At 66.4% G+C, this 13,507-nt stretch carries 14 protein-coding genes; 7 read left to right on the top strand and 7 right to left on the bottom strand.

The genetic code is table 11. The annotated features are described in order from the left end of the window. Positions 1-54: 54 nt before the first annotated feature. From BLR57_RS11560 to BLR57_RS11550, 3 genes are all read left to right on the top strand, one after another. Positions 55-1,071 carry a lamin tail domain-containing protein gene (locus tag BLR57_RS11560; protein ID WP_089697711.1) on the top strand — a complete coding sequence of 339 codons (1,017 nt, stop codon included), beginning with the start codon at positions 55-57 and terminating at the stop codon, positions 1,069-1,071. A gap of 246 nt (positions 1,072-1,317) precedes the next feature. Then, a complete protein-coding gene (locus BLR57_RS11555) occupies positions 1,318-1,725 on the top strand; it encodes a DUF7961 family protein (RefSeq protein ID WP_089697710.1) in 408 nt (135 codons plus the stop codon). Beyond that, a complete protein-coding gene (locus BLR57_RS11550) occupies positions 1,725-2,348 on the top strand; it encodes an METTL5 family protein (protein WP_089697709.1) in 624 nt (207 codons plus the stop codon). Before BLR57_RS11555 ends, BLR57_RS11550 begins: the two co-directional genes overlap by 1 nt. A 5-nt stretch (positions 2,349-2,353) precedes the next feature. Here BLR57_RS11550 and BLR57_RS11545 read toward each other — a convergent pair whose 3' ends face one another. The 3 genes from BLR57_RS11545 to BLR57_RS11535 form a co-directional block, all read right to left on the bottom strand. Then, positions 2,354-4,099 carry a rhomboid family intramembrane serine protease gene (locus BLR57_RS11545; RefSeq protein WP_089697708.1) on the bottom strand — a complete coding sequence of 582 codons (1,746 nt, stop codon included), beginning with the start codon at positions 4,097-4,099 and terminating at the stop codon, positions 2,354-2,356. A 116-nt stretch (positions 4,100-4,215) separates the two neighbouring features. Beyond that, complete coding sequence (locus BLR57_RS11540) at positions 4,216-4,494, bottom strand: UPF0058 family protein (protein WP_089697707.1); 279 nt, start codon at positions 4,492-4,494, stop codon at positions 4,216-4,218. Positions 4,495-4,580: 86 nt separating this feature from the next. Continuing rightward, positions 4,581-4,793 (bottom strand): DUF7120 family protein, encoded by a 213-nt coding sequence (locus tag BLR57_RS11535; RefSeq protein ID WP_089697706.1) that lies wholly within the window; start codon positions 4,791-4,793, stop codon positions 4,581-4,583. 191 nt (positions 4,794-4,984) lie between these two features. On the opposite strand from BLR57_RS11535, the gene BLR57_RS11530 reads away from it, so the two are divergent. The 3 genes from BLR57_RS11530 to BLR57_RS11520 all read left to right on the top strand — a co-directional run bounded on the left by BLR57_RS11530 (position 4,985) and on the right by BLR57_RS11520 (position 8,051). Next, positions 4,985-5,578 carry a sulfite oxidase-like oxidoreductase gene (locus BLR57_RS11530; RefSeq protein WP_089697705.1) on the top strand — a complete coding sequence of 198 codons (594 nt, stop codon included), beginning with the start codon at positions 4,985-4,987 and terminating at the stop codon, positions 5,576-5,578. A gap of 44 nt (positions 5,579-5,622) precedes the next feature. After that, a complete protein-coding gene (locus tag BLR57_RS11525; RefSeq protein WP_089697704.1) occupies positions 5,623-6,963 on the top strand; it encodes an isochorismate synthase in 1,341 nt (446 codons plus the stop codon). 65 nt (positions 6,964-7,028) lie between these two features. After that, positions 7,029-8,051: a hypothetical protein gene (locus BLR57_RS11520; protein WP_089697703.1), complete on the top strand. Its 1,023-nt coding sequence runs from the start codon at positions 7,029-7,031 to the stop codon at positions 8,049-8,051. 35 nt (positions 8,052-8,086) lie between these two features. Here the strand turns inward: BLR57_RS11520 and BLR57_RS11515 are convergent, their stop codons facing one another. Next, on the bottom strand, positions 8,087-9,763 hold the full coding sequence (locus BLR57_RS11515) for an acyl-CoA mutase large subunit family protein (protein WP_089697702.1): 1,677 nt from the start codon (positions 9,761-9,763) through the stop codon (positions 8,087-8,089). Between the two features lie 107 nt (positions 9,764-9,870). Between BLR57_RS11515 and BLR57_RS11510 the strand changes: the two genes are divergently transcribed. Further along, the gene (locus tag BLR57_RS11510) at positions 9,871-10,539 is read left to right on the top strand and encodes an O-methyltransferase (RefSeq protein ID WP_089697701.1); all 669 of its coding nucleotides are present in this window, start codon (positions 9,871-9,873) and stop codon (positions 10,537-10,539) included. Between the two features lie 18 nt (positions 10,540-10,557). On the opposite strand, the gene BLR57_RS11505 is transcribed toward BLR57_RS11510, so the two are convergent. The 3 genes from BLR57_RS11505 to BLR57_RS11495 all read right to left on the bottom strand — a co-directional run bounded on the left by BLR57_RS11505 (position 10,558) and on the right by BLR57_RS11495 (position 13,492). Then, a complete protein-coding gene (locus BLR57_RS11505) occupies positions 10,558-11,649 on the bottom strand; it encodes an aminopeptidase (protein ID WP_089697700.1) in 1,092 nt (363 codons plus the stop codon). A gap of 136 nt (positions 11,650-11,785) precedes the next feature. Continuing rightward, entirely contained in the window at positions 11,786-12,580 is a 795-nt protein-coding gene (locus BLR57_RS11500; protein WP_089697699.1) for a DUF4397 domain-containing protein, read from the bottom strand. 114 nt (positions 12,581-12,694) lie between these two features. Then, positions 12,695-13,492: a creatininase family protein gene (locus BLR57_RS11495; RefSeq protein WP_089697698.1), complete on the bottom strand. Its 798-nt coding sequence runs from the start codon at positions 13,490-13,492 to the stop codon at positions 12,695-12,697. Between the last annotated feature and the right edge of the window lie 15 nt (positions 13,493-13,507).

The raw sequence follows: 13,507 nt of genomic DNA, 5'->3' as shown, positions 1-13,507 counted from the left end.
TCTATCGGTCTGTGTGTTAGCCTTTATATACTCTCGTTCCGATTAAATGAGGAAATGGCTGGCGCGCGTTCGCTCGTCGTCGTAGTCGCCGTACTTCTCGTCTCTGCTGGCTGTCTCTCACCGGCCGGAGTTGGGGAGCTGACCCCGGCCGCTGGCGACGCCTCGACGGAGACTGCGACCGCGACCGTCGCAGACGACCTCCCCGGGACGCCCGTGCCCTCCACCGAGCCGGTCGTCCGGGCCACCGTCGTCGAAGTCGTCGACGGCGACACCGTGAAGATCCGGTACGACAACGGGACCCGCGACACCGTCCGGCTGCTCGGCATCGACACGCCCGAAGTCCACGCGGAGAACACGCCCGGCGAGTTCGAGGGCGTCCCCGACACCGAGCAGGCCCGGCAGTGTCTCCGCCAGTCCGGCGTCCGCGCGAGCAACGTCGTCGAAGACCGGCTCGCGGGCGAGCGGGTCGGACTCGGCTTCGACGAGAACGAGGGTCGCCGCGGCTACTACGACCGCTTGCTCGCCTACGTCTACCTCGACGGCGAACAGGTCAACTACCGCCTCGTCGCCGAAGGCCACGCCCGCGTCTACGACAGCGAGTTCGTCGAAGGCGAGCGGTACTACGCAGCCGAAGAACGTGCCCGCGACGCTGGCCGCGGCCTCTGGACCTGTACGACGGCCACCGCGGACGGCGGTGAGACGACAGCCAGCGACGGCGGCCAAGCCGAGCGCACGGCCGACGCGACGCTCGACATCTCGGTCCACGCCGACGCGGCCGGACCCGACGGCGACAACCTGACCGACGAGTACGTCACGCTCACCAACACGGGCGACGACGCCCTCGCTGTCGGCGGCTGGACGGTCAGCGACGAGGCGGACCACGTCTACAGGATTTCCGAGGGGACGACGATTGCCCCCGGTGGGTCGCTCACGGTGTACACCGGCAGCGGGAGCGACACCGAGACCGACCGCTACTGGGGTCGGAACTCCCCCGTCTGGAACAACGACGGCGATACCGTGACCGTCCGCGACGCCCGAGGGACGACGGCTGCGACTCGGACCTACGGATGAGACTGCGATACCAAGCCTGACGGACCGCAGCGGCACCGCAATGTGACAGCTCCCGGGAGCATCCAGAATCTCGGTAAGGGGGAGGGGAGCGTGTGACTCCCCGATACTGTCTTGTGCCGCGTTCTCATTAGTCACTAGGCCGACTTCGGGTGACAATCACTCGGAGTGACGTCTCCACCACATCCGAAGATAACTCTCAGACATAGACAAAGACTTTTGTATTACCTTTGAATATGTATAGACAGTATGAGTACGACTCACTCACCCGGTGTGCAACGCGCGGTCTCGGCGTGTCGGCCCGCGGACGTCACGCCGGTCGCGCTGGACGCGACGGCGCTGGAGTCGACGGCCCCCGCCTACCTTCGCGACTTGAAGGGCGAACTCGCCGACGCGGGCTACCAGCCAGCGACGCTCACCGTCCCGGCGAGCTTCGACGAGGACTGCTCGCTCGCGACCCAGGCCGAAGCCGACGACCTCCGTGAGTACGTCCGCGCGGCGGCGTTCCTCGGTGTCGGCCAGCTGTCGGTCGAACTCGACGCCGTCGCCAACGCCGAGAAGGTCGAGCCAGCACTCGACGCGCTCGCCGAACGGGCGGGTCGCGAGGGCGTGCGACTCACAGTCGACGGCGACACGGACGTCTCGCTCTCCTCCTGATGGCGACGAAACGCGCGTTGGAGGCCCAGCTGTCGGTCGTCGCCGGCTTCGAAAACCCCCAGGCCGCGCTCGAACAGTATCCGACGCCGCCGGAGATCGCGGCCCACGTCATCCACGTCGCCGACCTCCAGGGCGACATCGACGGCCGGACGGTCGTCGACCTCGGGACGGGCACGGGGATGCTCGCCTTCGGCGCGGCGTTGCGCGGCCCGGCCCGCGTCGTCGGCGTCGAGGTCGACCGCGACGCGCTCGCGACGGCCCAGACGAACCGCGTCCGCGTCGGGACGACCACACCCATCCACTGGATACAGGCCGACGCGACCCGCGCACCGCTCCGTATCGAAGAACCCGTCACCGTCGTCATGAACCCGCCATTCGGCGCGCAGGACGGCCACGAGGGCGCGGACAGAGCCTTCCTCGTCACCGCCGCCGAAGTCGCGGACGTCTCGTACTCCGTCCACAACGCCGGGAGCCAGGAGTTCGTCGAGGCCTTCGCCGCCGACAACGGGGGCGAGGTGACTCACGCCTTCCGCGCCACCTTCACCCTCGACCGGCAGTTCGACTTCCACGACGCCGAGTCCAAAGAGATCGACACCGAGGTCTACCGCATCGAGTGGACGTAATCCGACTACTCGTACTGTTCTTTCGCCGCAATCCGTAGCTCCGTCCCGTCGGTCGTCCGCGCGACGATGGTCCGCTTCTCGCGCGTGAAGTCGATGCCCGCGAGCGTCACCGTCTCGTTTTTCCCCGGAAGTGGCGCGCGCACGACGCCCGAGTCGGTCTCGACGCCGACGGTGAAGTTCGTCGCGTTGGCCGCAAAGGAGACGTTGTGACCGGCGAGTACCGGTCCCGCCTGACGCTCCGGCGACGCGTAGACCGGCACCGTCTCGCCGTCGTGGGTGAGCGTGACCCGGTAAACGGGGTCGCCGCCGACGACCGTCCAGCCCTGGCGGGTCGCTGTCAGCGTCTCGCGCCAGCCGACGCCGCCGACGCGGACCGGGACGCTGCCGTCGAACGCCAAGCGTGACTTCGAGACGGCGGTCGTCCAGATGTCGCGCTCGTCGCTGGTGACGATGACGCCGGAGGTGTCGACGGTCGTCGTCTCGCCGAAGAACTCCACGTCGACGACCGCGACCATCTCGTTTTGGACGTCCTCGGCGTAGGTGATTCGGTAGTCGCGCACGTCGACGCCGGGACCGTCGAGACCGCTGTCGGCGTTGGTGAGGAGGTTGACGCCGACGGCCGGTCCGGCGAGCGCGGCCGTGCTGAACAGCAGGAGCGCGGCGGCGAGCTGTCGGCTCGACAGACTCGCGAGCCAGCCCCGGACCGTCTCGTCGTCCGACTGTCGGTCGGCGTCCGGGCGGCCTCCGTCGGCGCGCCCCACCTCGGTCGGCTGTCCCCGGTCGGCCGTGCGGGCCAGCCACGCCAGCGGCCGACTGTCACTCGCGTGGACGGCCGCGACGACGAGCGTCGCGAGAAGTGTGACGAGTGCCAGCCCTCCGGCGCGGTAGAGGACGTACTGGCTGTTGCCGCGATACCAGTAGACCGCCCACAGCGACTGCGACACCGCAAACAAGAGCATCCCGGCCCAGAGCCGCCTGACTGGGGGGAGGTCGTCGCCCCGACGCTGGACGAGCCACAGCCCGAGTAACACGCCGACGAGAAGTCCGAACGCGTGGCCCTGGATGGCGATGTCGGCGAACCACGGCGTCGAGAAGACCGGCTGGCTCCGCGCGCCGACGACAGGGTTCAAGAAGGCGTTGTAGGTCAGATTGACGACCCGCCCGGTGACGAGTGCGAGCACGGTCGTCAGCGGGTAGGAGACGAGCGCGAACCCGGCAAAGGCGAAGACGACGCCCGAGAAGCCGACGACCGGGCCGAGTCCGAACAGCGAGGTCAGCGTCCCGACGACGACGACGGCGGCCGGGAAGACGACGAACGCCCGGACGTAGGGGTTCGTCCGCCACGAGGAGAACGTCGAGACGCCGCGCCGACGCGGATAATGGCCCCACGCGTACTCGGCGACAACGCCGTAAGTTAGGGTGCCGACGAGGTTGCCGACGAGATGGCCCGCGCCGGAGTGTGAGAACGCGGCGGTCAGCATCCCGAGCGGATAGCTGTAGGACCACGCGGTGAAGGGGACGACCGTCGGCGAGTACCAGTAGTCGAGACCGCCTTGCACGAAGAGATAGACGGAGAGGACGAGGAGAACGGAGACGACGGTGCCCCACGGCACCCCGAGGACGAACCGCTCGCGGAGCCGTCGGCCCACGCGGCCCGACGCGTCGAGCCGCCAGAGGACGGCGAGCGCGAGCAGCCCCGCGGCGACGACGGCCGCGCGGTGGAGTGTCACCGTCTCGATACCAGCGAACATATCTCACACTACGCCCGCCCCCGCTTGAACCCCGTGGTCGGGGCGGGGGTCGCCGCGGGGTTGCGGGCCGGAGCGGCCGCTCCGGCTGTGGAGACTCCGCAGTCAGGCGTCCGCGCTCAGAGTTTCGACTCGGCGTCTTCGGCGAGTTCTTCCATGCGCTTGCCGACGCGGCCGGCACTGGAGAACTCGTCTTCGCTCATCGCGCTGGCGAGTGCGTTGCCGAGCACGAAGACGGCGTGTTTGTGTTCGCTCTTGGATTTGTGGACGTGCGACGGGTCGACGCTCAGCTGTTCGTACGGTTCGAAGAGTTCGGAGTCGACGTTGTCTTGCGAGCGGAAGTAGTCCATGATGGTAACCATCTGCTCGTGAAGTTCGAGGAGTTCGTCTTTGTGCATGGACACAGTTACGCGAGTCGGCGTTTTAAGAATTGTTGCGTTCCCCTAGCATAGCGTGGGGAGTAGTCATGTGACGTCCTGACAGCTCAGAAGACGTACTCGTCTTCGTGGCCCATCATACCGTCGTCTTCGAATCCCGGTTCGTTGTCGTCCATCGGACCACTGGTCTTGTACGCCTTCATCCCGGTTGAGAGGAGGTCCTCGATGGCCTCCTCGCGGTTCAGGAACTCGCCCTGTTCGACCATCTGGGCGATCTGCATCTCGAGGTGTTCGGGGATGTTGATCTCTACTTTCGGCATCTGAACGTCCGACGCTTTGGATAGGGCGTATTTAAATGTACCGGGGCATTGGGGTCCGTGCGTACGAGTACCGCGAAGATATTTTGTTACCTCAAAAAGCACAGTTACTGTATCGTCCCCGAGATTCATGCCGATGGCAAAATCCGCCGCCGATTCGGTAACCATAGGTAAACCGAGACCAACTCACGGATATGGTTACTGACGTCACCGATCTCTATCAGGCGTACGGTGAGGACAGACTCCCGCCGGGCCAGCGCGAGACCGACCGCTTTCCGGTCCTCTCGAAGGGCGGGACGCCTTCCTGGGACCGCGACTCGTGGAAGTTCGAAGTCTGGGGCGCGGTCGACGAGGAACTCACCCTGACGTTCGACGAGTTCAGAGACCTCCCGTCGGAGACCCAAGTCCAGGACTTCCACTGTGTCACCGGCTGGAGCAAGTTCGACTGCGAGTTCACGGGCGTCACCTTCCCGACGCTGGCAGAGACCGCAGGAGTCACCGACGACGCGGTCCACGTCATGTTCCACGCGCTCGACGGCTACACGACGGACCTCACCCTCGAGGAGTGCATGCGCGACGAGGTCATGTTCGTCTACGAGTACGACGGGGAACCCCTCCCCGCGGACCACGGTGGTCCCCTCCGCGTCGTCACCCCGCACAAATACGCCTACAAGGGCGCGAAGTGGGTCTCGGGCGTCGAGTTCCTCACGGAGCACGAGCTGGGCTACTGGGAGAAACGTGGCTACTCGGACACGGCCAACCCGTGGAACGAGGAGCGCTACAGCTAACGGTATAGTTAGGGTAAAGAGTCCGCGGCCCTGACCGTTTTTTAATGGGAGCGCCGCAACGCGACCCGGCGACCGTCTCCGATGGCTTGGTCAGCCGGGCTGTGCAGATTTCACCGCCACCGTTCCGGGCAGTTCTCGCCGACGCCGACGCGCCGCGGACGGTCTGGAGTGCCCCCGACGAGGCGACGGTCGTCGGCAGTGGCACGGCCGCGACACTCACCGCAGACGGTCCCGACCGCTTCCAGCGTATCCGCGACAGAGCGGAGGCGCTGTTCGCCACCGGAGACGTCCACGCCGGGACGGAGGCAGCCTGCCCCCGACTTTTCGGCGGCTTCGCCTTCCACGACGACGGGGCCGAACGCCCCCCGTGGACCGACTTCCCCGGCGCGCGCTTCGTCTTCCCGCGCGTGCAGGTGACCTACGCCGACAACGGCACGTGGCTCACGGTCAACGCCGTCGGCCCGGACGTCACCCCCGAGGCCGTCGAGGACCGCCTCGAACAGGAGCGCGACCGCCTCGAGAGCCTCCCGGACCCCGGCCCGGTCTGTGACCCGCCGGGCGTCCGCGACCGCACCCGCACCACCGACCTCGACGACTGGCGCGCCGGTGTCGACGCCGCCGTCTCGCGAATCCGGTCGGGCGAACTCCGGAAGGTCGTCCTCGCGCAGGCACTGGAGTGCTCGCTCGACTCCGAACTCTCGATTCCGGACATCCTCGACCGGCTCGCGGGCAAGTATCCCGACTGCCACCGGTTCCTCGTCGAACCCGTCTCCGGCGACGCCAGCTTCTTCGGCGCGACGCCCGAGCGGCTCGTGACGCTCCACGGCCGGACTGTCGAGACGGGCGCGCTCGCCGGGACGACCGGCCGCGGGGAGACCCCCGCCGAGGACGAGTGGCTCGCCGAGGAACTGATGGACTCCGAAAAGAACGTCCACGAACACGAACTCGTCGCCGACGCCATCCGCGACCAGCTCAGCCCCTTCACGGCGTCGATGTCGACGGGTAACCGGACCGTCCGCAGGCTGGCGACGGTCCAACATCTCTGGACGCCCATCACCGCCGAACTCGCTGGCGACCAGCACGTCCTCGACCTCGTGGAGGCACTCCATCCGACCCCTGCCGTCGGCGGACTGCCACCCGAGAAGGCACTCGACACGATTCGTGACACCGAACCCTTCGACCGCGGCTGGTACGCCGCCCCCGTCGGCTGGATCGACGCCGCCGGCAACGGCTCCTTCGCCGTCGCGCTCCGCTCGGCGGTCGCCTCGGGCGACGTCGCGACGCTCTTCGCCGGCGTGGGCGTCGTCGCCGACAGCGACCCGGACAGAGAGTGGGACGAGGTACAACTGAAGTACCGGCCGATTCTTGACGAACTGGAGAACTGACGCCGACAGCCGACGTTTCTCCCGCGACGGACAAGACATTTATCTGAGCGGTCGGCAGTCCGCATATGTCCCCGGTCCCCCGCCGACGGTTCCTCTCTGGGCTCGCTGCGACCACAGGTATCGCCGCGAGTGCTGGCTGTCTCGGCAGTCTCCAGGAGACGAAGTTCTCTCTCTACACGCGTCCACTCGGCGACTCGCTCGCCGAGGTGACGGACGGCTTCGTCCTGTCGGACCCGACGGCGATTCAGGCCCAACAGGCGGTCGACTACTCGGACGACTACAAGCGGTCCGTCGTCGACACGCTCTTCGAGAACGGGCGGGCCGACGCCGTCCAGTGGGAACTCACCTACGACACCGACTTCGGGACGACGAGCCGTCCCTTGACACGCTTCCTTGAACGTGACGGCCGCTACTACGCGGTCTTCCGAACCGACGAGACCACGTTCACCGAACAGCGGTGGGTGTTCTACCTCGACCGAGTCGACGAGGAGCCGACCGCGTCGGACACGGTCGTGACCGGCCCCCCGTCGTCGCTCTCCGAGACGGACCGACTGCTCGTCGAACGTGCGGTCGAGACTGTCCGGATGCACGGCGACGTCGACGGCCGCCCGCTCGACGGGCGCGGTCCCAGTTTCCACCACGAACTGGACCCCGAGACGAGCGACCTCGTGCCGTCGGCTCCGTTCGACTACCTGCGGCTGGACGACTGGTATCTCGTCCCGCGGGCCGAGCGCGGGCCGATCGACCTGACGCGCTACACGTACCGTATCGAAGAAGTCGCGACTTCGCAGGCAGAGCTGGCGGAACACGTCGCCTCGAACGTCGTCGTCGCCGACTTCGACCCCGACGCGGACGCTCCGGCGACGGCCGTGCTTCGCGACGCGACGAGCGTCGGCAACGGCCGGATTCACACCGAGCGCTCAGAAGACGGCACGATGTCGGACGGGCTCGCCGAGGTGACTGCTCGCCTCGGACTGTCGTCACACATCCCCGACGACGTCTCTCAGCGACTCTCGTTCGACGACGTTGTGTTCTCGTTCGGTGACCGCTGGTACGACTCGGATTTCACCGTCCGCCGAGTCTTCTAACCTCGTCACGGCGGGCACTCGGCGTGGGTACTGCCTCAGTACCCCTGCTGGTACTCGCCGAACACGTCGCGCATGACGTTGCAGATCTCGCCGACTGTCGCGTAGGCCTTCACCGCGTCGACGATGGGCGGCAGGACGTTTCCGTCGCCCTCTGCGGCTGCCCGGAGGTCGTCGAGTGCGGCCTCGACGGCCTCGCTGTCGCGTCGCTCGCGGACGGCCTCGACTGCTTCGACCTGTTTCTGCTCCTCTTCTTCGGCGACTTCCTCGATGTCCATCTCCTCTTCCTCGTCGACTTCGTACTTGTTGACGCCGACGATGATTCGCTCCTCGTCTTCGATTTCGCGCTGGCGGTCGAAGGCGACGTCCTGAATCTCCCGCTGGACGTACTGGTTCTCGATGGCGTCGAGCATCCCGCCGCGCTCGTCGATCTCGTCGAGAATCTCGAAGGCTTCCTCCTCCAAGTCGTCGGTCAGCGACTCGACGTAGTAGCTGCCCGCCAGCGGGTCGATGGTGTCGGCCGCGCCGGACTCGTGGGCGAGAATCTGCTGCGTTCTGAGTGCCGTCCGGACGGACTGCTCGGTCGGCAGCGACAGCGCCTCGTCCTTCCCGTTGGTGTGGAGCGACTGCGTCCCGCCGAGGACGGCCGCGAGTGCCTGGTAGGCGACACGGACGACGTTGTTCTCGACCTGCTGGGCCGTCAGCGTCGACCCGCCGGTCTGGGTGTGGAACTTGAGCTGCTTGGACTTGGGATTCTCCGCGCCGAAGCGGTCCTCCATGATCTTGGCCCACATCCGGCGGGCCGCGCGGAACTTCGCTGCTTCCTCCAAGATGTTGTTGTGGGCGTTGAAGAAGAAGGAGAGCTGCGGCGCGAACTCGTCGACGTCGAGTCCGGCGTCGATGGCAGCTTCGACGTACTGGATGCCGTTTCCGAGCGTGAAGGCGATCTCCTGGGCCGCCGTCGACCCGGCCTCGCGGATGTGGTACCCCGAGATGGAGATGGTGTTGAACTTCGGCGTCTCCTCGGCGCAGAACTCGAAGATGTCCGTGATGATGCGCATCGATGCCGCGGGCGGGTAGATGTAGGTGTTGCGCGCGACGTACTCCTTCAGCACGTCGTTCTGGATGGTTCCTCGCAACTCTCCGCGGTCGACGTCCTGCTTGTCGCCGACGGCGATATACATGGCCAGCAGGACGGAGGCGGGCGCGTTGATGGTCATACTCGTCGACACCTCGTCGAGCGGGATGCCCTCGAAGACGCGTTCCATGTCTTCGAGCGTGTCGATGGCGACGCCGGACTTCCCGACCTCGCCCGCCGACATCGCGGCGTCGGAGTCGTAGCCCATCTGCGTCGGCAGGTCGAACGCCATCGACAGCCCCGAGGAGCCGTTGTCGATGAGGTAGCGGAACCGCTCGTTGGTCTCGGCGGCGGTGCCCATGCCCGCGTACTGCCGCATCGTCCACAGGCGGCCGCGGTGCATCGTCGGGTAGACGCCACGTGTGTACGGTTCCTCGCCGGGGAAGCCGACATCGTCGAGGTAGTCGAGGTCGCCCACGTCGTCGGGCGTGTAGAGCCGGTCGACGGTCTGACCGCCGGTGTCGGTCGTGAACTCCTCCTCGCGCTCCCCGAACCGCTCCAGCGTCGGGTCGAGGGTCTCCTCTTCCCACTCGTCTTGCGCGGAGCGGATCTTCTCCAAGTCGTCGGGGTCGAACATTGTCGAAGGTGACGATTGGTCACGACTTAAGTGTTGGATGCTGCGTGCGTGACGGCTTTCGACCCTTCCGACGAAACTTGAAGGGCGACTGTAACGAACCGCCACCCATGAGCGTCCTCCCCGACGACCTCGCGCGGTTCGTCCGCGCCACCGCACCCGAACACGACGAGATTCAGCGAGAGATGGTCGACTACGCCGAGCGCGAGGGCTTTCCCATCATCGGCCCGGAGGCCGGTGCCGTCCTCCGGCTGTTCGCGCGCCTGACCGACGCCGAGCGCGTCTTCGAGTTCGGGTCGGGCTACGGCTACTCGGCGTACTGGTTCCTGCGGGGGATGGGCGACGACGGCGATGTCGTCCTGACGGAGTTCGACGCTGACGAACTCGACATGGCACGGGATTTCTTCGAGCGGGCTGGTCTCACGGAGCGCGCCACGTTCGAGGAGGGCGACGCCGTCGCCATCGTCGACGACCACGACGGCCCGTTCGACCTCGTCCTCGTCGACCACCAGAAACATCGCTACGCAGAGGCATTTGAGAAAGTACGCGAAAAGGTCGCGGTCGGCGGCGTCGTCGTCGCCGACAACGTCATGAAGGGACCGGTCGACTTCGACGCCCTGCTCGCGTACTTCGAAGGCGACGACGACGCGGTAGCCGACGCGGGCGACGACACACAGGGTATCGCCGAGTACCTCGATACTGTCCGCGCCGACGACGCCTTCGAGACAGTCGTGCTCCCCGTCGACGAGGGGATCGCCGTGAGTACGCGCGTGGAGTGACCGCGAAGAGGCGTGTATCTACGCGCCGAACCCGTCTTCGAATTTGAACGTCCCGTCCCGCTGGACGACCTCACCGTCCAGTTCGATGTAGGAGTCCTCGCTCATGTCGACGATCATGTCGGTGTGGACCGCGCTGTCGTTGGCCTCCTTACCCTCGGGGACGTTTTCGTCGATGGCGCGGCCGATGGCCATGTGGACGGTGTCGCCCATCTTCTCGTCGAAGAGCATGTTCTTCGTGAAGCGGTCGATGCCGCGGTTCATCCCGATACCGAGTTCGCCGAGCCGTCGCGCACCCTCGTCGGTGTCGAGCATCGCCGTCAGGAGGTCTTCGTTCTTGTCGGCACTGTGTTCGACGACCTCACCGCCCTCGAAGACGAGTCGGACGTTCGTCACCTCGCGGCCGCGCGTCACGAGCGGCATGTCGAACAGCACCTCGCCCTCGACGCTCTCGGGGTTCGGCGCGGTGAAGACCTCGCCAGCGGGCATGTTGTGCTTCCCGTGGTCGTTGGCCGCGCGCATCCCCTCGACGTTCATGCGGATGTCCGTGGTGTCGCCGCTGACGATGTGGACCTCCGAAGCCTCGTCGAGCATCTCGGTGAACTGCGCTTGGTGGTCGTACTGCTCCTGCCAATCGCGGTTGATGGCGTTCCAGACGAAGCCCTCGTAGACGTCCGTCGGCATCTCGGCGTTCTGTGCGTCGGCCTCGGTCGGGAACTGGGTCAGCACCCACCGCTTGCCCATCCGAATCTCGCTCGTCTCCTTGTTGGCGCGTTGGGTCGCCGTCATCTTCTCCGGAGGGACGTCACTGAACTCGTAGCTGTTTCGATTCGACCGGATGTAGACGAAGGCGTCCGTCGTCTCGGTCATCGCCCGCTCGACGGCGTTCTCCGTGATGTCCTCTTCGTCCTTGGCGTTCATGTGCGCGCGGCCGGCACGCGAGGACGAGAGTTTCGTCGTGAGATTCGCGCCCCGCTCGCCGAGTTTCTCGGCGATGGCGACGACGAGGTCCTCGGCTTCGGGTGCCGCGCTGACGACGACCTCGTCACCAGCCTCGGCTTCGATACTGTAGTCGACCAAAATCTCCGCGTGTCGTTCGATTCGGGGATCCATAGCTGAACCTGCGTCGGGTGACAGTTCAACCTTTCCAGAACGGGAGTTCTGTCAGCGAACTGTTGCCGTGGCTGTCGTCGCTGTCGCCAGAGAGGTCAGAGAAAAGCGGAGTGGGCCGAAGCGTGTCGGCGGGGACTCAGTTGTTCTGGACGAGTGCGAGACCGAACGCCTCGTCGGTCGGTTCGTCGTCCGGCGTGAGATAGCCGAGTGCCATCGCACTGTAGACCGCGCCGCCTGCGAGGCTCACGTCGACCGTCGTGACGACGTCGCCGTCGTTGCTCTCGGTATCGCCGCGGATCTCCAGGCCGTAGTCGCCAGCGGGGACTTCGACGGTACTCGTCTCACCGAACGCGACGCCGTCGTAGAGGACCGTCTCGCCGTCGCCGACGGTCACGTCGACCGCAGGTGCGTCCGGCGAGGCGTGGACCAGCGTGACGCGGGCCGTGTCGTCGCCGGGGTCGCTCAGGTAGTCCTCGACGATGAGCGGCCCGAACTCCGTGTCCTCGCTCGTGAGTTCACCGATGGCGGCGACGGTGTAGGCACCGCTGCCGACCTCGACCTCGCCCTCGAACGCCACGGTTTCGGCGTCGCCCGCGGCGGTGATGGTCACCGTGTGTGGGCCGACGGGAACCATGAGATAGTCGCTCACCGCGCGGAAGGGGACGTCTTCGAGGACGACGCTTCCGTCGACGTAGACGTCGACGTTCGGTGCGTCCGGCGAGGCGTGAGCGACGCGGACCATCCCGGTCTCGGGTTCCGGCGTCGCCGTCGGCTCGGCTGTCTCGGTCGGCGTCTCCGTTGGCGTCGCCGTCGGTTCGGGCGTCGGCTCGGCCGTGGTCGTCTCGCCGCCCTGCCCCGCACAGCCGGCGAGGCCGCCGACGAGCACCACGCCACCGACCGCTTTCAGTACGTCGCGTCGTTGTGTGTTCATACCGTCACTGAAACCGTAGCGACGACGAGAATCTGAAGCTTTTCCCAAATCTCTCCGAACTGTGTCCACATTACTCGCCAAAATCTCTCTGTAAATACAGACTTTCAAGAAATACTAGCGTTTACTCCCTGGCTGTGGGTCGACGTGCGGCTTCGGCAGGAGGTCCGCGAAGGCCTGCTCGTCGAGCCACTCCAAGAGGAAGACCAGCTGCTCCGTCGCGGCCTCGAACAGCTGCTCACCGTTCTCCGCGGAGGCGTCGGTCTGGTCGCCGAGAACCCCGTTGGCAGTGTTGTCGGCGGCGTCGTAGAACGTCCGCGAACCGTGTCGGACCGTGTCGACGTCCTCGGGGAAGTTCCGGCAGCCGCCCTCGGCGGCATCCTCGATTCTGTCCTCGCGGACGTTGTCAGGGTCGAGATGCAACATCATCGAGGTCTCCTTCGGCCCGCCGTGGGGACCGGGCGTCTCGAACAGCTCCTCGACGAGCGGCGTGATGGACTCGTCCCACATCCACTCGATGCAGTAGGACTCGCCGTCGTCACGGAGCCGACGGCCCACCTCGCGGAGATGCTGGACGTTGCCGCCGTGGGCGTTGACGTAGACGACGCGGTCGATGCCGTGGTAGGTCAGGTTTCGCGTGAAGGACTCCACGTAGTCGCGGAACTGCGGCGGGTCGACCCACATCGTCCCGTGGAACTGTCGGTGGTGGGGGCTGACGCCGACGTTGATCGTCGGCGTGCAGAGAAAGCCCGTCCGCTCGGCGGCCTCCCGCGCCAGCGACTCGGCGATGGTGTGGTCGGTCGACAGCGGGAGGTGTGGGCCGTGTTGTTCGGTCGACCCGAGCGGGACGATAGCGACGGACTCCTCGGCGACGTAGTCTCCGAGGTCGGGCCACGTCTGGTCGGCGAGGTACATGGTCGCTCGTCGCGG

The organism is Halogranum gelatinilyticum (genome assembly GCF_900103715.1).
In the GTDB taxonomy this organism is placed as follows: domain Archaea; phylum Halobacteriota; class Halobacteria; order Halobacteriales; family Haloferacaceae; genus Halogranum; species Halogranum gelatinilyticum.
This window is presented reverse-complemented; position numbering and strand designations above follow the sequence as displayed.

Bases quoted from the DNA above. Each gene is read 5' to 3' on its own strand.
- BLR57_RS11495 (WP_089697698.1), bottom strand. From the start codon at position 13,492: ATGTACCTCGCCGACCAGACGTGGCCCGACCTCGGAGACTACGTCGCC.
- BLR57_RS11540 (WP_089697707.1), bottom strand. From the start codon at position 4,494: ATGCACAAAGACGAACTCCTCGAACTTCACGAGCAGATGGTTACCATC.
- BLR57_RS11530 (WP_089697705.1), top strand. From the start codon at position 4,985: ATGGTTACTGACGTCACCGATCTCTATCAGGCGTACGGTGAGGACAGA.
- BLR57_RS11505 (WP_089697700.1), bottom strand. From the start codon at position 11,649: ATGGATCCCCGAATCGAACGACACGCGGAGATTTTGGTCGACTACAGT.
- BLR57_RS11515 (WP_089697702.1), bottom strand. From the start codon at position 9,763: ATGTTCGACCCCGACGACTTGGAGAAGATCCGCTCCGCGCAAGACGAG.
- BLR57_RS11525 (WP_089697704.1), top strand. From the start codon at position 5,623: ATGGGAGCGCCGCAACGCGACCCGGCGACCGTCTCCGATGGCTTGGTC.
- BLR57_RS11545 (WP_089697708.1), bottom strand. From the start codon at position 4,099: ATGTTCGCTGGTATCGAGACGGTGACACTCCACCGCGCGGCCGTCGTC.
- BLR57_RS11550 (WP_089697709.1), top strand. From the start codon at position 1,725: ATGGCGACGAAACGCGCGTTGGAGGCCCAGCTGTCGGTCGTCGCCGGC.
- BLR57_RS11555 (WP_089697710.1), top strand. From the start codon at position 1,318: ATGAGTACGACTCACTCACCCGGTGTGCAACGCGCGGTCTCGGCGTGT.
- BLR57_RS11560 (WP_089697711.1), top strand. From the start codon at position 55: ATGGCTGGCGCGCGTTCGCTCGTCGTCGTAGTCGCCGTACTTCTCGTC.
- BLR57_RS11510 (WP_089697701.1), top strand. From the start codon at position 9,871: ATGAGCGTCCTCCCCGACGACCTCGCGCGGTTCGTCCGCGCCACCGCA.
- BLR57_RS11500 (WP_089697699.1), bottom strand. From the start codon at position 12,580: ATGAACACACAACGACGCGACGTACTGAAAGCGGTCGGTGGCGTGGTG.
- BLR57_RS11535 (WP_089697706.1), bottom strand. From the start codon at position 4,793: ATGCCGAAAGTAGAGATCAACATCCCCGAACACCTCGAGATGCAGATC.
- BLR57_RS11520 (WP_089697703.1), top strand. From the start codon at position 7,029: ATGTCCCCGGTCCCCCGCCGACGGTTCCTCTCTGGGCTCGCTGCGACC.